Consider the following 20345-nt stretch of genomic DNA (forward strand, 5'->3'; position numbering starts at 1 on the left):
TTAAACAAATATAGGTGCGTATAGATATCATCACGGTTTTACCAGAATTGTTGCAAAGTCCTTTTGAGGCCTCAATTCTAAAACGCGCCATAGACAAAGGCTTAGTAGAGGTACACCTGCATCAACTTAGAGACTACACCAGTAACAAATACAAGCAAGTAGATGATTACCAATTTGGTGGTGGGGCCGGTATGGTTCTAATGATAGAACCTATAGAAAAATGCATTAATGGTTTAAAAGCAGAACGCCAGTATGATGAGGTAATTTATATGACACCTGATGGCGAGACATTTAACCAGCGTATTGCCAATGAACTATCTTTAAAAGGTAATATTATTATCCTATGCGGGCATTATAAAGGTGTAGACCAAAGAGTTAGAGACTTATTTATTACCAAAGAAATATCCATAGGAGATTATGTATTGTCTGGAGGAGAGTTGGCCGCAGCCGTTGTTTCCGATGCAATTATAAGATTGCTACCCGGCGTACTTAATGATGAAACCTCCGCACTTACAGATACGTTTCAAGATAACCTCCTTGCTCCGCCAGTGTACACTAGACCAGCTGACTATAACGGACATAAGGTACCTGAAATTTTGACTACGGGCAACTTTCCAAAAATAGAAAAATGGCGGGAAGAACAGGCTTTAAAAAGAACCAGAGAGCGTAGACCAGATTTATTAGACAAATAAGTACAGATGGAACACCTCAGTATATTCTCAATTCTAACCGGTATTTTAGGCTTAATAGTAAGTATTCTATTCGTGATTTTTGGTGTTTTATTGGTTTACAAAAGAAAAGGAGCACCTAGCTACCTAATACTAATTGGCGCCCTTTTAGAATTGTTTGTATTTACGGGTCGTATTTTTGTGCCCCTTATTTATGCTAAAAAATCTGTAGAATCTCTTGTTTCCGCACAAATGATTTTTAATTTATTGGCGGTATTCCCAAGCCTTTTGTTGGCAGTAGGTCTTATATTATTTGTTGTGAGGCTTCCTAAAGCCAAAAACCAATAAAAAATCAAGAGAAACGCTTGTCCAATAAAAAATTAAAACTAATTTTGCACTCGCATAATTACAACCTCTGACGATAATCGTGTAAGTTGTTCTTATTAAATCAATTAAAAAGATTAAAATGGAATCTTTAATTAAGTTTGTAGAAGACGAATTCGTAGCAAAAAAAGAATTTCCTAAATTTTCTGCAGGTGACACCATCACTGTATATTATGAAATTAAGGAAGGTGAAAAAACCAGAACCCAGTTCTTTAGAGGGGTAGTTATCCAAAGAAGAGGTAGTGGTGCAACCGAAACTTTCACCATTCGTAAAATGAGTGGTACTGTAGGTGTTGAGCGTATCTTTCCAATCAATATGCCTGCTTTACAAAAAATTGAAGTTAACAAAAGAGGTAAAGTACGTAGAGCTAGAATCTTCTACTTTAGACAACTTAGAGGTAAGAAAGCAAGACTTAAAGAAATTCGTTCTTAAGTCAAGTCTAAACCATATGCAAAAAGCACCCATCATGGGTGCTTTTTTTATGAACAATTGTGAATAACTATAGTTTATAAACTGTTCATTATTAATATGTTAAAAAATTAGGCCGTTTTAGATTTTTAAGTAAATTAGTTGTGTTGAAAGGGTATAACCTTACAATTTAAAAAGCAGACGTTCTTTATTAAATTGATGTATTTCCTATGCGGATGCCTGGCTTTTGGCCACCTTCCAAAAAAGTATGTATCACAATATTTACTTTGTGTGCGAACAGTTGGGTAAAACTTGTTTTGACAAAGTTGGAAAATGCAACAACCGAAAAATTATTAAAAGCAATTTTTAATAATCTAAACGTCAACTTGCCTATGCACTTATGCTAAGGCAAAGATTAGAATTCTAGAAGAGATTACTAGAATTACTAAAAAAGCCATGTTAATGCTGTTGTATTAACATGGCTTTTAACATTTAATGCCCTTTTTGTATTCCAAATTAGTATTCTAGCATAATTTAGACACCGTTAAAATTGTATATTTGCCACGCTTAAAAACAAAACTTTTTAAATGGCAAAAATACTCTACACTAAAACAGACGAAGCCCCAGCGCTTGCTACGCAATCTTTTCTTCCAATAGTACAAGCCTTTACCAAAACCGCTGCTATAGATATCGAAACCAAAGACATTTCTTTAGCTGGTAGAATTATAGCCACATTCCCAGAATACCTAAAGGAGGATCAACAAATCTCAGATGATCTTGCCAGCCTTGGTGCAATTGCTAAAACCCCAGAGGCCAACATTATTAAATTGCCAAATATTAGTGCCTCTATACCGCAGCTTACAGAGGCCATAGAAGAATTACAAGAAAAAGGATACAACCTTCCCAATTACCCTTCTGAGCCTAAGAACCAAGAAGAAAAAGAAATTAAGGCCAAGTATGACAAAATTAAAGGTAGTGCGGTAAATCCCGTATTACGTGAGGGTAACTCTGACCGTAGAGCTCCAAAAGCCGTGAAAAATTATGCTAAGAATAATCCGCATAAAATGGGTGCATGGAGCAAAGATTCCCAAACCCATGTGGCTACCATGACCTCAGGTGATTTTAGGTCCAATGAAAAATCCTTGACTCTAGACCAGGCAAAGGCCGTTAAAATTGTTTTAGAAAACAATAACGGCACTACTATCTTAAAAGAAGGTTTGTCTTTGTTGGATAAAGAAATTATTGATGCCACGGTGATGAGCAAAGCGGCTCTAACCGCATTTTTACAAAAAGAGGTGGCAGAAGCAAAGGAAAAAGGACTTTTACTTTCCTTACACTTAAAAGCTACCATGATGAAAGTGAGTGACCCAATTATTTTTGGTCACGCTGTAAAAGCTTATTTCGGAGACGTATTTAATACTTATGAGGCAGAGTTAAAAGAAGCTGGCATATCTCCAAATGATGGTTTGGAAAGTCTTTTTGATAAACTGGATAATGTATCAGAAAGTAAAAGAAATGAAATTGAGGAAGCTATTGCCAATACTATAGCTAACGGGCCAGATTTGGCAATGGTAAATTCAGATAAAGGTATTACCAATCTACATGTTCCTAGTGATATTATCATAGATGCATCTATGCCCGCTATGATCCGTAATTCTGGAAAAATGTGGGACAAGGATGGTATTCTACAAGACACCAAAGCCATAATCCCAGATAGTAGCTACGCCGCAATCTACCAAGCAACAATAGATTTCTGTAAAGAAAATGGTGCTTTTGACCCAACAACCATGGGAACTGTTCCCAATGTAGGTCTTATGGCCCAAAAAGCGGAAGAATATGGTTCTCACGACAAAACCTTTGAGTTAGACCAAGCGGGCACTGTTAAAGTTATAGACGAAGCTACGGGTGCTGTTTTAATGCAACATGAAGTAGAAGCCGGGGATATCTGGAGAATGTGTCAAGTAAAAGATGAGCCTATTAAAGACTGGGTAAAGTTAGCAATCTCAAGGGCCAAAGCAACAGGATGGCCTGCTGTTTTCTGGCTAGATGAAGATAGAGCACACGACGCAGAATTAATTAAAAAAGTAAACGAATATCTTAAAGCACACAATACGGAAGGCCTAGAGATACATATACTTTCTCCACTTAAAGCAACGGAATTTACCTTAAAAAGAATGAAAGAAGGTAAAGATACCATCTCTGTTTCTGGTAACGTTTTAAGAGATTATCTTACAGATTTATTTCCAATATTAGAGGTAGGTACTAGCGCAAAAATGCTTTCCATTGTACCGTTAATGAATGGTGGTGGCTTATTTGAAACCGGTGCCGGTGGTTCTGCCCCTAAACACGTGGAACAATTTGTAGAAGAAGGGCATTTACGTTGGGATTCCCTTGGTGAATTTCTAGCGTTAGGTGTTTCTTTAGAGCATTATGGCGAAAAGAATAATAATTCAACCGCATTAGTTTTAGCAGAAACTTTGGACAAGGCTACAGAACGTTTCTTGTTAAACGACAAATCGCCTTCGAGAAAAGTAAATGAAAGGGATACTAGAGGTAGTCATTTTTATTTGGCACTGTATTGGGCACAAGAATTGGCAGCGCAAGACAAAGACAATGCCTTAAAAGCAACCTTTGGACCAATAGCCCAGGAAATGACAGAAAAAGAAGCGGTTATTGCACAAGAATTAATAGACGCACAAGGGCAAGCGGTAGAAATTGGTGGATATTATCTTCCAGATTCCGAATTGGCTTCTAAGGCAATGAGACCTTCTACAACCTTTAATGCCATTCTAGCTAAAATAGCATAAGGACAAAACCTTTAAAAAAAAGTTAAGCATGGGTAACTATGGGTTCCATTACCTACTTTTGGAATCTATTAGTTACCCATGTTAGTTAAAAAAATTGCTAGAATTTTAATCTTGGGGGGGCTTTTTATTGCCTGCGAAGACCCCATAGATGTAGATTTAGAAACAACAGAACCTAGATTGGTGGTAGATGCCATAATAGGTTATAACTTTAATAATGGTGAGCCTGTTACCGTTGGTGAGGTTAAACTTACTTTAACTGCTCCATTTTTTGACCAAGAAGTACCCGCTGCGGAAAATGCAACCGTTCTATTACGGGACGAAACCACAGGAGAAACCTATCCCCTACAGGAAAACGAGCCCGGAATATTCCGTGATGGCATCCCTGATTTGGAGTTCAACAGAGCCTATTCCCTAATTGTAACTTATAATAACGAAACGTACACGGCCACAACCCAGCTTATGCGTAGCGGTACCATAGAAAGTGTAACCCAAGGCGATGGTTTTCTATTAGACGAAGAAGAAGAAACGGAAGTTATTATTTCATTCAAGGATGTTGTTGGAGAACGCAACTACTACCTTTTTGCCTTTGGATTTAATAATTTTTTGGTTTCAGACGATGAATATTATACCGATAACGGCCTAACCTTTTCGTATTATTATGAGGAGGTAGAGCCCGGAGATTTGTTAACCATTACCCTATTGGGTATTGATAAAGATTTTGCTGCCTACACCGAGCAAATTTTAACCCAATCTGGCGAAAATGGTGGCGGCGGTGGTTTTGGTGTAGCCCCGGCAAATGTTAGAGGCAACCTCTATAACACCACCAATCCAGAAAACTACGCCCTAGGTTATTTTGCCCTAAGCGAAACCGATATTGCCTTAATCCGTATAGAATAATGCAAAAACATTCCCTCCCCAATCGCTTTAGATACGCACAATTACTGTTGCTATTTGTATTTCTCTTCTATTCAAATACTGGTTTTGCCCAAGAAAAATATACGCTGAGCGGTGTAGTTAAAGAAGCAAGTAGTAACGAGACGTTAATTGGTGTTACCGTTGCGGTAACCAGCCTTAGCACCGGTACCGTAACCAATGAATATGGGTTTTATTCTTTAACATTACCACAAGGCAGTTACCAAATAGTAGTTTCCTACATGGGTTTTAAGGAGGAATACGTAACCGTAAACTTAGAACAAAACACCAAAATGGATTTTGCATTAACCGAAGAGGCAGAACAATTGGCAGAAGTTGTGGTTTCTGAAGATGTAGAACGGTTAGATGTACGCAAACCGCAAATGAGCGTAAATAGCCTTTCTGCGGCTACCATTAAAAAAGTACCCGTTGTTTTAGGAGAGGCAGATGTGATTAAATCTTTAGTGCTCTTACCTGGGGTTACCAATGCCGGCGAGGGTTCTTCTGGATTCAACGTAAGAGGTGGTGCCGTAGACCAAAACCTTATTTTGCTAGACGAAGCTACTGTTTTTAATTCTTCCCACCTGTTTGGTTTTTTCTCTGTATTTAATCCGGACGCCATAAAAGATTTAAAATTGTATAAAGGCGGTATCCCAGCTAGGTACGGTGGTCGTGTTTCCTCCGTTTTGGATATCTACCAGAAAGAAGGCAATAGCAAAGAATTTAAAGTAAATGGTGGTGTAGGTGCCGTGGCCAGCCGTTTGTTAATAGAAGGGCCTATTCAAAAAGACCGTACCGCTTTTTTAATTGGAGGCAGGTCTTCTTACGCCCATTTGTTTTTACCGCTGTTTGATATTGATAGTAAAGCCTATTTCTATGATGTAAACACCAAAATTAATCACAGAATAAATGAGAACAACAGTTTGTATTTATCCGGTTATTTTGGTCGTGATTTATTTAGCCTAAACGAGAGTTTTGTAAACGTTTATGGAAATGCGGTTGGTAATTTACGTTGGAACCATTTGTTTAATGATAGGCTTTTTTCCAATCTATCGCTTATTTATTCGGATTATTATTACGGCTTGGAGCTTGATTTTGTAGGCTTTGAATGGGATTCTGGCATTCAGAATTTTAATGTGAAGTACGATTTAAAACACTACTTAAACAACAAGCTTCAAATTAATTATGGCTTAAATAATATTTACTACGTTTTTAATCCTGGTGAAATAACACCCAACCGGTCTAACTCGGGCATAATTGAAGACCAGCTTACCAAAAAATATGCAAACGAGGCGGCTGCTTATATAGATGTAGAACATGAAATATCCAATAAACTATCGGTAAATTACGGGTTGCGGGTTAGTCATTTTAATCGGTTGGGACAAGACAAATTTTTTACCTACCAAAACAACCAAGCAGTAGTTTTTGACGAACGCCAACAAGTTTATAAAGAAGCAACCCCATTAGATACACTTAGGCCCGGTAAAGGAGGTAGTTTGGCAAAGTTCACCAATTTAGAACCAAGGCTTGCAATTGCCTATACCCTAAACGATAATTCAAGTATAAAAACAAGTTATACCAGATTAGCCCAATACCTACATTTATTATCCAATACCAGCTCCCCTACTCCTTTAGATGTTTGGACCCCAAGCGGACCTTTTGTACAACCGCAATTGTTAGACCAATATGCCCTAGGCTATTTTAAAACGATAAACGGAGGCGATTATACTTTAGAAGTAGAAGGCTTTTATAAAGACATCCAAAACCGAATAGACTATATAGATGGAGCGGATTTAATAGCCAATAATGCCATAGAACAAGTAATCTTAAACGGGCAAGCAAGAGCTTACGGGTTAGAATTCCTTTTTAGAAAAAATGAAGGTGACCTAACCGGTTGGTTGTCCTATACCCTATCACGTTCAGAACAACGTACTCCTGGCAGAACGCCAATAGAAACCGGAATCAATAATGGAAATTGGTATGCCAGTGCGTATGATAAAACCCACGACTTATCTATAAACGCCAATTACGAACTGAACGATAAATGGTCTTTTGGCTCCAATTTTATCTTCCAAACTGGGCAACCTACCAACTATCCCGTAGGGCAATTTCAACAGCAAGGCTTGGTTGTACCTATTTACGGCGAAAGAAACAAAACCCGATTACCGGCTTATCATCGCTTAGACCTATCGGCCACTTTAACGCCTAGAAAAAATAAAAATAGAAAACTGCAGGGCGAATGGGTGTTTAGCATCTATAACGTTTACAACAGACGTAATGCGGCCTCTATCAACTTTAGTAGAAATGAAGATAACGGTAGAAACGAAGCAACTAGAACCGCAATATTTGGTCTAATCCCGTCCGTTACCTATAATTTTAAATTCTAACTTGGGCTTAACTATCTTTGCGTTATGAGAAAAACGGATAAGGACTTGTTGGTTAAAGGCATTAAATCTTTTTTAAAAACGGTTTTTTTGATGTTTTTAGCTCCTTTTGTCCTTTATCAGGCTTTTAAAAACACAGAAAACGTATTGTATTACCCTGTACTTATTATAGGAATTGTTTTGGCCATAGCCGCCATTTACATGGGGTTTAGGTCTGTGCAACTGGTTATGGACGCCGTTTTTGGTAAAAAGACCAAATCTTAATTGCTTGCAGATTCCGTTTTAGCTGTTTTCCATTTGTTGCTCAGCTCCGCATAGTCATAATCCAAAACCGATTTTTGCCGTTTTAATTGGTTGGCAGCAAAAGCACGTTGTAAGATGTCTTCTATTAAGTAATCTTCGTGCACACTCTGTGGTTTAAACTCTTCTTTTAGACTTATTTTAAAAGCGCTTGCCGTAGTATTGTACCAAAAGGCACGCCAACCATTACGCAGCTCTTTTACCAAGTCAAAAGCAGTTGTTCCGGTTTGTCTATGAATTAACTTTATTAAAATCTGACCTTCTGTACGGGTAAGCTTTTTAAGTTCATCAGAAAACTCGCCTTCAATATACTTCTGCACTTTACGTGTATACTTTTTCTGATGGCGTTTTTTGTCAATTTTTGTAAGACTATCGTTAAGCTCTACCAAACGTTCTGCAGCCATTTTTGCATACGGGTATACTTTCAACGTTTTTCGTCTAAGTATATAATAACGTAACCGTTCCTTTTTATCTTTAAAAGAAAGCTTTCCAAAAATATACACATCGTCCAAGGCAATGGTTTGGGTCCAAGTAGTATCGCCTTCCATACGTACCAAATAGGCCGTAGAATCCATTTCTTTCTGCTGCCCAATCACTACAACCGCATAAAACAGTGCCAAAATTGTAACTATCTTTTTCATGCTAACTTTTAGAACAAAAACCTTACCAAAGGTAACGATTAGAAACAGCTCATATTATTAAATCCTCTTTAAATTGCTAAGTTTGCAATGAAATATAAAACTATGGCAGAGAAAAGCATACTTACCGAAAAGTCGTTAGCATTTTTTGAGAAATATTTGAACAATGCTTCCCCTACCGGTTACGAGTGGGAAGGGCAAAAAATATGGATGGATTACCTAAAACCGTACGTAGATGAGTTTATAACGGATACCTACGGTACTGCTGTTGCGGTTATTAATCCAGAGGCCAAATATAAAGTAGTGATAGAGGGCCATTCTGATGAAATATCTTGGTACGTAAATTACATTACGGATAATGGGCTTATCTATGTGATAAGAAATGGCGGTAGTGACCACCAAATTGCACCGTCTAAATGGGTAAACATCCATACCAAAAATGGAATTGTAAAAGGCGTTTTTGGCTGGCCGGCCATCCATACCCGTAAAAATGAGAAAGAAGAGGCTCCAAAGATTGATAACATTTTTATTGATATAGGTGCAAAAGACAAGGAAGAGGTAGAAAAAATGGGCGTACACGTGGGTTGCGTAATTACCTACCCAGACGAATTTCAAGTATTGAACAACGATAAATTTGTGTGTAGGGCTATTGATAACCGTGCAGGCGGATTTATGATTGCAGAGGTAGCACGTTTGTTACACGAAAATGGTAAAAAACTACCTTTTGGATTGTACATTACCAATTCCGTGCAAGAAGAGATTGGCTTGCGTGGTGCAGAAATGATTACCCAACGTATTAAACCTAATGTGGCTATAGTTACAGATGTAACCCATGATACCACTACCCCAATGATTGACAAGAAAACCCAAGGCGAAACCCATATTGGTAAAGGCCCTGTTGTTTCTTATGCGCCTGCTGTACAACAAAAATTGCGCGATTTAATTTTAGATACTGCAGAAGAAAAGAACATCCCCTTCCAAAGACAGGCATCTTCTAGATACACTGGAACAGATACTGATGCCTTTGCCTATAGCAATGGTGGTGTTGCATCTGCACTAATTTCTTTACCGTTACGCTACATGCACACTACGGTAGAAATGGTACATAGAGACGATGTAGAAAATGTAATTAAATTAATTTACGAAACCCTACTGAACATTAAAGACGGGGAAACCTTTAGCTATTTTGAATAGTCTTTTATGGACGAATTGATAGATATATTGCATGAAGACGGTTCCCCAACGGGAACCGTTTTGCTTAAGTCCCAAGCACATAAACGGGGACTTTTTCATCCTACGGTGCATGTATGGTTTTATACCAAAAGAGGTGAAGTTTTACTACAACAGCGTGGTAAAAATAAGGCGACCCACCCCCTACTTTGGGATGTTTCCGTTGCAGGGCATATTGCAGCAGGCGAAGCCTATGAGGTTGCCGCTACGCGAGAAGTATTTGAAGAAATTGGATTAAGGATTACGCCCGAAAAGTTAGAGAAAGTTGCAGTTGTTAAAGCGATGCATACCCACCCTAATGGAATACAGGATAACGAATTTCACCAGGTGTATTTGTGTGAACTTACCGTGCCTTTATCACAATTAAGCAAACAAGAATCTGAGGTTGAAGCGTTACAACTAAAACCGTTCCTACAGTTTGCAGAAGAAACGTGGGGACTGGCAAAAACCAATGCCTACGTGCCGCACGGGACAGATTATTATAAACTAATTTGCAAGGAAATACAGGCTCGACTTAAACGGTAGTTGTTCGTTTTTCGTTGTTCGTTGTTCGTTGTTCGTTGTTCGTTGTTCGTTGATTGTTATTCGTTAATCATTTTTCGTGGATAGCAACAAAGTAAAAAAAGATTTTACCAATGTAGTGAACAACAGACAGTAGTTAATACTTAGTACTATTAACTTCTAACTTCAAAACAGACCCCTCAGTCCTGCGGACAGCTCCCCTTACTAAAGGAAGCACCTGTATTTGTTTTTTAAATAGATTTCTCAGTCATACATAAATGCATTAAAAAATGAATATTTCGGGTAGCCAAAACCGTCGGTATGCAGTACTAATGAGCGAAATAGCGAAAGTGCGTTTCGAACTTGTTCGAAAAAGAGCATGCAGCCTTGAGAGCGAGTGTTGCGTTGCAAGTACCTCATACAGACTTGATTTTTTGTTTCATTTTGTATCAAGACAAAAGAAAAAGACTTCTCAGTCAGAGCCATGATATTCCTATCGAAATGACATAGAGTAGCTATTTGATAGTACTCTGTACTTACTACTTGTCAAAAGGTCTCGACTGCGCTCGACCTGACAATTCTTAAAACAAAAGATTATAAGGTGGAGTACAATAACGGCTAATCTTTGTACTTCATACTTAAATAAAAGATTTCTCAGTCAAAGCTTCGCTTTTCCTATCGAAATGACACCATCAATTCTTAGAAACAAGATGCTAAAACAAGTTCAGCATGACGATACAGACGACACTTAATACTTAGCACTTAATAATCAGTGCTTTTCCCTTTTAACTTTTAACTACTAACCTTTAACTCAAGGGTGAGATGCTGAAACAAGTTCAGCATGACGATACAGACGGCACTTTGTACTTGCCAAGAGGTCTCGACTGCGCTCGACCTGACAACAAATTACTGCTGCTTCGCTTTGGCAACAAAAGCTTCCAAATCGGTAAGGCTATAATTGGTTTGCTCACCTTTTGCCATGTCTTTTACGGTAAATTCTCCTTGGGCAATTTCACTTTCACCCAAAAGAATAACATACGGTACATTGCGCTTATCCGCGTATTTAAATTGCTTTTGCATTTTGGTTGCAGACGGATACAAATCTGCACGCAAACCATGACCACGTAATGCCGTAACCAGACGTAACGCGGCACGACCTTCTTTTTGCCCAAAATTTAGACATAGCACATCTAAAGACTGCTCCATAGCTTTTGGAAACAAATCCAGCTCTTCTAACACTAGATAAATTCGGTCTAAACCAAAAGAAATACCTACACCACTCACATCTTTAAGTCCAAAAATACCGGTAAGATCATCATAGCGGCCACCGCCACCTATAGAACCCATTTTTACGCCCTCTGGAGCGGCAACTTCAAAAATTGCTCCTGTATAATAGTTTAATCCACGCGCCAAAGTAACATCTAGTTCTAGCTTAGCAGACTTTAAGCCTAACTCCGTTACGGTTTCTAGAATTTCATCTAGCTCTGCTATACCCTTCATACCCACTTCAGAAGTAACCAACAAATCTTTTAGTTGGTCTAATTGCTCGGCAACAGAACCCTGCATATTAAAAAGCGGTTGCGCCTTGGCAATAGCAGCTGCTGAAATGCCTTTGGCCAACATTTCTTCTTTTACTTTTTCTTCTCCAATCTTATCTAACTTATCTAAGGCCACGGTAAAATCTACCAATAGGTGTTGCGCACCAATAACTTCTGCTATACCAGACAACACTTTTCTATTGTTTAGTTTAATGGTGGTACCCGTAAGCCCTAAATCTGTAAAAACAGCATCGTACAACTGTACAAACTCCACCTCTTGCAACAGGCTGTTGGCACCCACCACATCAGCATCGCACTGGTAAAACTCCCTAAAACGCCCTTTTTGCGGTCTATCTGCACGCCAAACAGGCTGTACTTGGTAACGTTTAAACGGAAAATCTATCTCGTTCTGGTGCATTACCACATACCGCGCAAAAGGTACCGTAAGGTCGTACCGTAGGGCTTTCTCCGTAATTTTAGGTGCTATGGTACTGCTATTTTTAGAGCTGTACGTTACATCATCTACTTTAGAAATAAAGTCGCCCGAATTTAGAATCTTAAAAATAAGACGGTCACCCTCTTCTCCATACTTGCCCAAAAGGGTATCCGAATTCTCAAAACTTGGCGTTTCAATAGGCATAAACCCAAAGGTTTCAAAATGCTTTTTTATGGTTTTGATAATGTGGTTACGTTTAGCAACTTCTACTGGAGAAAAATCGCGAGTTCCTTTAGGTATGCTTGGTTTTTGGGCCATAAGTTGTGTTTAAAATGCAAATATAAGTTGCCATGGCCGCCCTGCCAAAGTTGGGCCAGGCCGCCTTTGTAATTAGGTATTTAGTTGTCTATAATAGCATTGAACCATTGGCACAATTCCCCTTTGGTTATGACCGCCCCTTGTTTAATAAGCTCAAACTTATCTGCATTTTTATCGTTGCTATATGCTTTAGACGCGGTGAGGTATTCTACAAAGTCTGATTGCCAATTCTTTTTAAACCAACCAAAACCTTCTTTGGTGCGTAGGTCTATTTCTGGATTCATCACCTTTACGGAAATCAGTTTCATCTCTTTCTCTTCTAAATGAAACAGATGCATGTGACGTTCCGAGATGTTTTCTAAGTAGTTTACCTTGTTTAAAACCCCTTCCCAGATTAAATCGCTAAACACATCTATCTCCTCTTCTGCTACTTCTGGCTTGTCTTTTTTTAATTGCTCCCACTCCGTTGCGGTAATGCTTTGGGTTGCTAAAAAGTTGATAAACTCTTGGTGTAGCTCTTCTAACTGCTCTTTAGTGAGTCTTCTGTATTTCATGGTTGTATTGCTGCTGTACTAAATTGGCTGCAAAAATACGGAAAGTTGTGTTGTGTTTGTTGTTTGTTTTTGGTTGCTCGTTTTTCGTTTTTAGTCTTTCGTTTTTGGTGGATAGAAGTAAAGTGAAAAAATGAATTTACCAAGAGATTTAATAACATATGGCGATTTGCGCATATTACTTTCCAAGAGGTCTCGACTGCGCTCGAACGGACAGCAATAGCAATTTATGAAATAGAAATTCTCTTTACTACAGCAACAAGGTGCTGAAACAAGTTTTGCATGACGAATATAGACGGCACTTTGTACTTTATACTTAGTACTTTCTACTCGGTACTTTCCCCTTCCTACTCCGTACGGCACTAGTTATAAACTAGAGCTAGCGTGGGAATCCATTTTACCAGAAGTTGTAGTATTGCCGCAAATGATAAAGACCATTTGAGATTATTTACCGCAGCAGCACAGCTACTGCGGAGCAGGGGTCTTGTAAAAATATCTATCCTATTTACAGTGGCAAAACTCACAAAATAAATACTACTGCCATTATGAAATTTGTATTTTCTACTCATGTTTCGAAAAATAAAACATTTAACTTTTTTTGCTAGATATTTTTTATTTACTCTTCACGGCACTAGTTACAAACTAGCGCCAGCCGCGGATTATTTACCGCAGCAGCATAGCTACTGCGGAGCGGGGGAATATGAACAGCTCGACACAGTCTCTCTAAAAAGACTGAAGGAAGTCGAAAAACTTCCTTCAGACCTCAAAGAAAAAATCTACTTCATTATCGATGTTACTGTTCGTGATTTTAAAGCCAGTAAGGCTTATGCTGGGTGAGACTTCTTATCACCATATTTTTCATCATACTGTCTCTTTTTAGATTCAAGTATTTTCCTAAATCCCCCAACTCTTTTTAAGTTTAAAGTACTTGGCAAAATTTGATATGGACTAAATGCCATGCCTATTTCTGGAACGGTACTAATCGAAGGTCGATTATATAAAATATTTTTTTCATCGTCAAGTTCAATTTTAAATTCATGAGATTTCCATTGAATTGAAAACACTTTTATTATATAGCTTGCAGCTGCATCTATTGGGATTTTATTCTTTACATCTCTTAAATCGTCAAGACTATAATTATTTATAAGGTACTTTTCTATTTCATCTAACGAATTAACAGAGTAATCAAAAAGAGCTACTTCTTCTTTGCTCAAACTTTGGAACCAATCTGATATTCTTTCATCTATTGTAGCAATCCATGCCTCAAAATTTTCTCTTTTTTCTGCCTTATTAAATTTATTCATTCATCTATGGTATTAATACTATAGTTATTGGGTTAGGTGACGACTCTAATAACGTCTTTAATGGGCCACTTGGTTCACACCCTTTAAACACCCATTCCATTTCTAACAATTGACCATCTTCTAAAAGTTGCTTATCTCTTGCAACCTCTGACCTAATATCCGCAGACCTGTAAACTTTTCCTGAGGAGTACTCCTTAAACTCTTTCCCTCTTAAATTTACTTCATCATAAATATCTAATCTTCGATTCACTGTTTGACCATCAACTGTTGTACTTAAAGTTCTTTCTCGGCATGTACTTGCTGGACAATTCCATCCTAAGCTATTAAAATAGTCATCAACACCTTTATTCGCATTTGTAACAAGATCTATTTTTCCATCGTATCCGTTACTCCATGATTCAAAATCTAAACAAGCATTTTGTCCATTAGCACAACCTTCTTCATAGTTCTTCCATCGCTGTGCTTTATGCTCTGGTGTCCAAGGAGTATGATTGAATGGTGGGTCATTTTTGAATCCTGCATAAATATTGTCCAAATCACTTTTGGGTAGCTTAAGGTCAATCCACTTTTGAGCATCTTTTGTATTTGCAAAACTGCTCTTAAGCTTAGCTATATCAACACCTTCAACTTCAATATATCGAGATGATTTTTCAAGATTAGCAGGATCAGTTCTTAAGGCTTGAGAAATTGCATCTCCTTCTTTGAATAGTACATCCCACGCTTTAACCAACTCTGGCTTTCCAGCTATGATGGTCAGTTTATCGGCATCATCAGCAAAATCGTCTAAAAAATTCGCCGCCATGTCACAATTGGTTTGCCCAAATGCCAAGCCTATACCAAAAACAAAGGCGGTTACTATGTTAACTAAAAACTTCATCTTTTACTTTATTTAATTACACAGGCTTTTAAGCTTGTCTATAAAGGCCTTATTAGTACTTATGTTACTAGATACATTTTTGTCTACTACTTGTTTCCATACCCTAAAAAAGGTATCGTCTGCATCTAACATAGCATCTATAAAATCATCTGTACCATTGGCTAAATCGTCTGCAAGTTTCTGTACTGGAAATCCGTTTACACTGGCCTTAGCTTCTAGTAAATTTAAGATATCTGCTGCTTTGTTCTTTGCTGCCAAGCTATTTGCCGTGGCATCTGTAATACCAGTGATGCTTTTAAAGCTGGTGGTCAACTCTTCAATGGTATTAGCTAAATCGGAGCTAACATTTATTTCAGTATCAATTATTTCATCTAAAGTAACGGAATTATTGTTTTTAAAATCAATGTCTAAAGCATCTTCAAAATCATTTCTTGCCTCGTTCAAATTGTCTGATAAAGAGGAAAACATAGGTTTTTCGTTTATACTATTAATAACTTCATCTGCATGCTTTATTTCATATCCTGCTAATTTTCCATTATCTAGATATTTTGCAACAAGAGTATAGTTTTTACTGTTTTTTACCCATGCCACACCCCATTGAGTTATACCAACGGCGGATATAGAAACGGCATAGAGACCAGCTTCTGTTTTGTGTCCATTTGAAATGGAGTAAACTAAACCTATAGCATCTGGAATGACATCCGCGCCTATTGGTGAGAGAACTAGAGAGGTAACATCAAGAATGTTATAGACAAACTGATGCGTATCAATTTCAGTATACAGATGTTTATTTTCTACCTCTTCAAAAGTATCTCCAAAAGTATAAACAAAGTTTACTACTATTCCAAAATGTTCATCTTGCGCCTGATGAAGGGTGGTATAATTAACCATTAAATCCATATACTCATTAGGATCTAAATACAGTTCTCTCAAATTAACTCCCTTATTTTCGCTAACCACTTCAAAATATTCTAACGGTGGCGATTTATCCCCTGAATTAGCATCTTCTAAAGCCATTTTGTCATGAACAATACTTTCTTCAACTAATACATTATACTCAACAGCCCACCTTGCAATCTTTTCTTCATATTCATATTTATCTGTAATGAATGAAGAAACCTCTTCATAATCATCCCTGTCAGGTTTAGTATTCTTAATTTGTCGACCTTCTGATTCCTTATTTCTTAAAACATTATATTTTAAACTTCTATATACTCCCAAAGAATTAATAAATGGAAGTCCTCTAACATTTCTATTCGCAGACTTTTCTATAATTGATACTTCTCTGTTAGCAAGCAAATATGAGTAAGTTATGGTTGCTGGCTTTTCTATACCTGTATAAGCTCCTAAGACATAGGAAAACAAATCCTCTTCTATTTTAAAATTTTGATAGCTTGTTGAAACTATATTTTGGTTAGATTGAGCAAAGCCTGCTTGCATACATTTCGTTACTTCTAGTAATCCACTAGTTGCTGTAATAAAAGGTACCACTATTACAACGTTATTCTCATCTTTTGGTAATTCACTTAACGATAAAATTTGCCTAGCCATCTCATCAAGATTATTAGTGGTTAGTTTATGAGTAACCGCTTGAAAAACTACATAGAAATTTATGTCTGTTTTATCCTTAAGTAAAAACAATTTATCTTCTAAAATATTAGCTCTATCATCAAAAGTATTTCCGTGATTTACAAGATGATAAAACCTTTCTTTATCACGTATGTTACTATAAAGTTGATTTCGTTTATTATAGCTAGCATTTAATTTTTTTATCGCACTATCTATCCAAGATTGTTCTACAGTTTCTTTGACTTCTAAAACATCGCAAAAGCTGGGGCTGAAATTAAATGGATTCTCTTCTGGACTTGAATTAATTTGACTACAAGCTATATTTGCTTCAAATGTTAATTGACTATAGTCTATAGAATTTTTATTGAGATTTACGTACCAAAACTTTTCAGAATAGTATTTACTACCTCCACATCCACCATATTGATACAGATAAACGGTCTGATCAGAACTAACCCCGGTTTGGACTATCTCTTCCATTGGATACATAGAACCATTAATTCCACCATTAAAGTATCCTATAAATTTACCTTCATTAAAAACTGCTTCATAAGATTTTCCACCTTTTCTAAAACCTGGAAGAGTTCCATTTGGTAAATTATTATAGCTAGAAGGGTCTGCACCTAAATGCCCTGTATATATAGAATTAGTCCCTTCAATTTTTATTGGATCCCAATCCGGTGTAAACCAAATCTTTCCTGCTAATTCCCCATCCTCCTCATCTTGGAAGGTGTAAAACCTAAGGTCTGGGTTGTGTATTTGTGCCCAATGCATGTGGGGCAAGCCTGTGCCGCTATTGTAATCCATTAACCAATCGGTAGCATTTTCCATATCGCTACCGTATGCCGCAAATGGGTGTTGTAAGGCAAAAATTCCGTGGCCCATTTCGTGCGCCAATACTTTGCCTTTATCACCACCTTTACCTTCTTCTTCTCCAGAGCCAGAGAACACAAATCCGAATTGGCGTTGTAATGGCATAAAACCAGCAATACCCGTGGAGGCAGGTATATCATTAAACACCAAAATATAATAGGTATCCCTACTGTAATCTGGAAGATTTTTAACTTTATTAATCAGCATTTTTTGCTCGGCGTTATATGCCGCTGCAAAGGGGCTGTCCCCTACATCTAAACTACCGCCTAATTCTTCTGCGGTTATGCTTATTTGTAAAGGCGAAGCAAAGTTTACCTGTGCTACACCTTGGTCAAAAATTTGGTCAATGGTCTCTTGGTAATTATCTAATGGGGCATTGTTTACTGCTACTAGTGCAACGTCTACGCTACGCTCCGTTAAATGCCAAAGCGTAAATGCCCCAGCGGTAAGCTGCTTGGTAGAATCTTGTTTAGAGGTAACTACGGCATAAATGGTCTCGCTCTCTAAGGTGTAATGTCCGTTTAATTTTAAATAGGTTTCTCCATCTACAACATCTTTTGTTACCGTTTCCCCTTGTTTGGTCTTAAAAATAAGGTCTTCTGCCGTGTAGTCATTACCTGTTACAGCTATGCTTGCTAAAATTTGAGTGTCCGCACCTTTTTTTACCGCATGGTGGGTTAGTACATAGTCTTGGCCTTCGTAATCTTGTATTATGGTGTATTCTTCTTGTAAGGCAGCATTGGCACCACTTGGCATAAGATCCATACCAAAAGTACCTTTGGTGTTAAAAGTTACTTTTATGCCTGGTGCTGTTAAAGATTCTATCTCACCTCTGCTGTTGACCCCAGAAACATTATCCGCATTTACTATACCGCCCGGGTCTTTAATACCACCCTTGGTAACCTTACCTGCTGCATCTACGTGGTATACGTTTCCTTCAGAGTCTGTTACTACCATGTCATCCCCAAGCGGTTCGGTAACGGTGGCACCATTGGCAGGGTTGGTAATGACTACATTACCATCTTGCACCTTAATAGCGGTGGTATCCGGAATAGGAAAGTTCACCGTTATTTCATCTAAATCGTTATCTCCTTCAAAAAACTCGCCCACTTGCTCCGCTAAAGTGTCTACGGTATCTATAACTTCATCAATATCTAAAATGCTGCTGTTTTCATAATCATACACCGTACGTACGCTGCCCTCTGCCAATTGGCTATCTGTATTTACCAAGACATTGGTAAACTCTACCGCTACTTTTAAGTTGCGCAAATAAGGAATACGCACAAAGCCTGTACCTGTAAAACGGCCATTGCTACCACTGGCGGTTTCTACGGTGACTGGGAAATCCCCAGCTACAAAACTATCTCCCGGACTTAAACTTGCTAATGGGTTGGTGTTTTCTACAGAAAAATTAGGATCTATACCACACTCGTATAAACTATCTTCTTCATTTTCTGTTGCGGAGGTAAATTCGTCTACAGGGGTAAAATCACTCACTACAATACCACAACTTTTTGCAATTTGGTACTCGTAGGTGGTGCCCGCGGTTAAATCCCACAGCGTAGTGGTATTGCTGGTTGTTTTACTATAAAACCACTCGTTGTTTTCTCCTTCTTTTTTACGGTAGCGTATGGTATACTCTGGTACCTCTGTAGAAAGGTCTGTCCAATACAAGTTAACATTAGACTTACCTTTAACCTCATAGGTTACGCCTTCTGGTAAACCACACTCCCCTGCATAACTAAAACTATAGATCTCTGAATGGCCTTGGTTTTTAAACAAGCCTATTTCTTCTGTGCCCTGTAGGGCTTTTGCGGTAACCCGCCATGCATAGCGCTTACCGGATAAAAGAAGTGGGTCTGCAGGTCCATAAACGTAATTGGTATTATTGGTTGTAATACTAAAAACCGGTGGCGAAGACAAGAATGCTTGCTGTGGGTCTACTTGATTGTCCCACACTTCTACAATGTCTAACTGGTATTCCACATTGGTCACGTTTAGGTGTCTTGGTGTCCATTGGAATACTATATTTTGTGGATTTTTTTCTTCTACATGGCCACGATTGTACGGCATTACCAAGAGTGGTGGTTCGTTCTGGAAAACGATTGCTGCGGCACAGGTACGGGCAGATAACCTATTGCCCGTAAGGACGTCTATAACTTCATAACAAACACTATAAGAGCCTTCTGCCAATACTTTACCATAGGCATTACCAGATACACCACTGATATTCTCGAACTGAAAATAGGGTGCCAAGTCTGTTTGGGTCAAAACTAGAGGAACCCCTCCTTCTAAAAATAAGGGTGCAGCACCATTTACTATGGGGTTACTTTGAAAAGAAAGTCCGTTACCTTCAAAATACATGCGTAACCGTACTTCTCTACTAGAAATAGAAAAATCGTTCAACAACAGCTGTACCCGTAACGGCCCATTGGTAACAGATGCATCTGCATATTCCGATAAGTATATGGGGGGTGGAGGCGTTATCTGCGGAATCAATTGTACAGGAAAGCCCTGTGCGCTGGCAGCCCAACAACCAAGTAGCATTGTGCAAAGCAAAACAAGCCTTTTTAAATGGGCTTTGGCAAAGTAGCGCAAGCTAGATTTTAATACGCTGTTTGGGTTGTTATAGTACTTTTCCATAAG

General features: G+C 38.1%; 15 protein-coding genes and 1 pseudogene. 9 read left to right on the forward strand and 7 right to left on the reverse strand.

The window, feature by feature from the left end:
- The first annotated feature begins 14 nt into the window (after positions 1-14).
- The 7 genes from trmD to ACXAGS_RS06845 all read left to right on the forward strand — a co-directional run bounded on the left by trmD (position 15) and on the right by ACXAGS_RS06845 (position 7828).
- Positions 15-692 (forward strand): tRNA (guanosine(37)-N1)-methyltransferase TrmD, encoded by a 678-nt coding sequence (gene trmD, locus ACXAGS_RS06815; protein ID WP_474905671.1) that lies wholly within the window; start codon positions 15-17, stop codon positions 690-692.
- Positions 693-698: 6 nt separating this feature from the next.
- Positions 699-1016, forward strand: a complete 318-nt coding sequence (locus tag ACXAGS_RS06820; protein ID WP_474905673.1) for a hypothetical protein — start codon at positions 699-701, stop codon at positions 1014-1016.
- 118 nt (positions 1017-1134) lie between these two features.
- Positions 1135-1485: a 50S ribosomal protein L19 gene (rplS, locus tag ACXAGS_RS06825; RefSeq protein WP_010517981.1), complete on the forward strand. Its 351-nt coding sequence runs from the start codon at positions 1135-1137 to the stop codon at positions 1483-1485.
- Positions 1486-2048: 563 nt separating this feature from the next.
- On the forward strand, positions 2049-4268 hold the full coding sequence (locus tag ACXAGS_RS06830) for an NADP-dependent isocitrate dehydrogenase (RefSeq protein WP_474905675.1): 2220 nt from the start codon (positions 2049-2051) through the stop codon (positions 4266-4268).
- A gap of 78 nt (positions 4269-4346) precedes the next feature.
- A complete protein-coding gene (locus tag ACXAGS_RS06835; RefSeq protein ID WP_474905677.1) occupies positions 4347-5165 on the forward strand; it encodes a DUF4249 family protein in 819 nt (272 codons plus the stop codon).
- Positions 5165-7567, forward strand: a complete 2403-nt coding sequence (locus ACXAGS_RS06840) for a TonB-dependent receptor (protein WP_474905678.1) — start codon at positions 5165-5167, stop codon at positions 7565-7567. Before ACXAGS_RS06835 ends, ACXAGS_RS06840 begins: the two co-directional genes overlap by 1 nt.
- 24 nt (positions 7568-7591) lie before the next feature.
- The gene (locus ACXAGS_RS06845) at positions 7592-7828 is read left to right on the forward strand and encodes a DUF6095 family protein (protein WP_474905680.1); all 237 of its coding nucleotides are present in this window, start codon (positions 7592-7594) and stop codon (positions 7826-7828) included.
- Here ACXAGS_RS06845 and ACXAGS_RS06850 read toward each other — a convergent pair.
- Entirely contained in the window at positions 7825-8505 is a 681-nt protein-coding gene (locus tag ACXAGS_RS06850) for a DUF4294 domain-containing protein (RefSeq protein WP_474905682.1), read from the reverse strand. The genes ACXAGS_RS06845 and ACXAGS_RS06850 overlap by 4 nt on opposite strands.
- Before the next feature lie 102 nt (positions 8506-8607).
- Between ACXAGS_RS06850 and ACXAGS_RS06855 the strand changes: the two genes are divergently transcribed.
- Both ACXAGS_RS06855 and ACXAGS_RS06860 read left to right on the forward strand, forming a co-directional pair.
- On the forward strand, positions 8608-9696 hold the full coding sequence (locus ACXAGS_RS06855; RefSeq protein ID WP_474906126.1) for a M42 family metallopeptidase: 1089 nt from the start codon (positions 8608-8610) through the stop codon (positions 9694-9696).
- A 6-nt stretch (positions 9697-9702) separates the two neighbouring features.
- Complete coding sequence (locus ACXAGS_RS06860; RefSeq protein WP_474905683.1) at positions 9703-10257, forward strand: NUDIX hydrolase; 555 nt, start codon at positions 9703-9705, stop codon at positions 10255-10257.
- Between the two features lie 882 nt (positions 10258-11139).
- On the opposite strand, the gene hisS is transcribed toward ACXAGS_RS06860, so the two are convergent.
- From hisS to ACXAGS_RS06890, 6 genes and pseudogenes are all read right to left on the reverse strand, one after another.
- Positions 11140-12525, reverse strand: a complete 1386-nt coding sequence (gene hisS / locus ACXAGS_RS06865) for a histidine--tRNA ligase (protein WP_474905685.1) — start codon at positions 12523-12525, stop codon at positions 11140-11142.
- 80 nt (positions 12526-12605) lie between these two features.
- Positions 12606-13079 (reverse strand): DUF6495 family protein, encoded by a 474-nt coding sequence (locus tag ACXAGS_RS06870; RefSeq protein WP_474905687.1) that lies wholly within the window; start codon positions 13077-13079, stop codon positions 12606-12608.
- A gap of 479 nt (positions 13080-13558) precedes the next feature.
- Positions 13559-13645: pseudogene (locus ACXAGS_RS06875) on the reverse strand (transposase); the annotation flags it as partial.
- Between the two features lie 255 nt (positions 13646-13900).
- On the reverse strand, positions 13901-14380 hold the full coding sequence (locus ACXAGS_RS06880; protein ID WP_474905689.1) for a hypothetical protein: 480 nt from the start codon (positions 14378-14380) through the stop codon (positions 13901-13903).
- Between the two features lie 4 nt (positions 14381-14384).
- Entirely contained in the window at positions 14385-15257 is an 873-nt protein-coding gene (locus tag ACXAGS_RS06885) for a hypothetical protein (RefSeq protein ID WP_474905690.1), read from the reverse strand.
- 12 nt (positions 15258-15269) lie between these two features.
- On the reverse strand, positions 15270-20342 hold the full coding sequence (locus tag ACXAGS_RS06890) for a fibronectin type III domain-containing protein (RefSeq protein WP_474905692.1): 5073 nt from the start codon (positions 20340-20342) through the stop codon (positions 15270-15272).
- Positions 20343-20345: the final 3 nt, after the last annotated feature.

It is taken from the genome of Croceivirga sp. ABH4_376, from assembly GCF_056160685.1.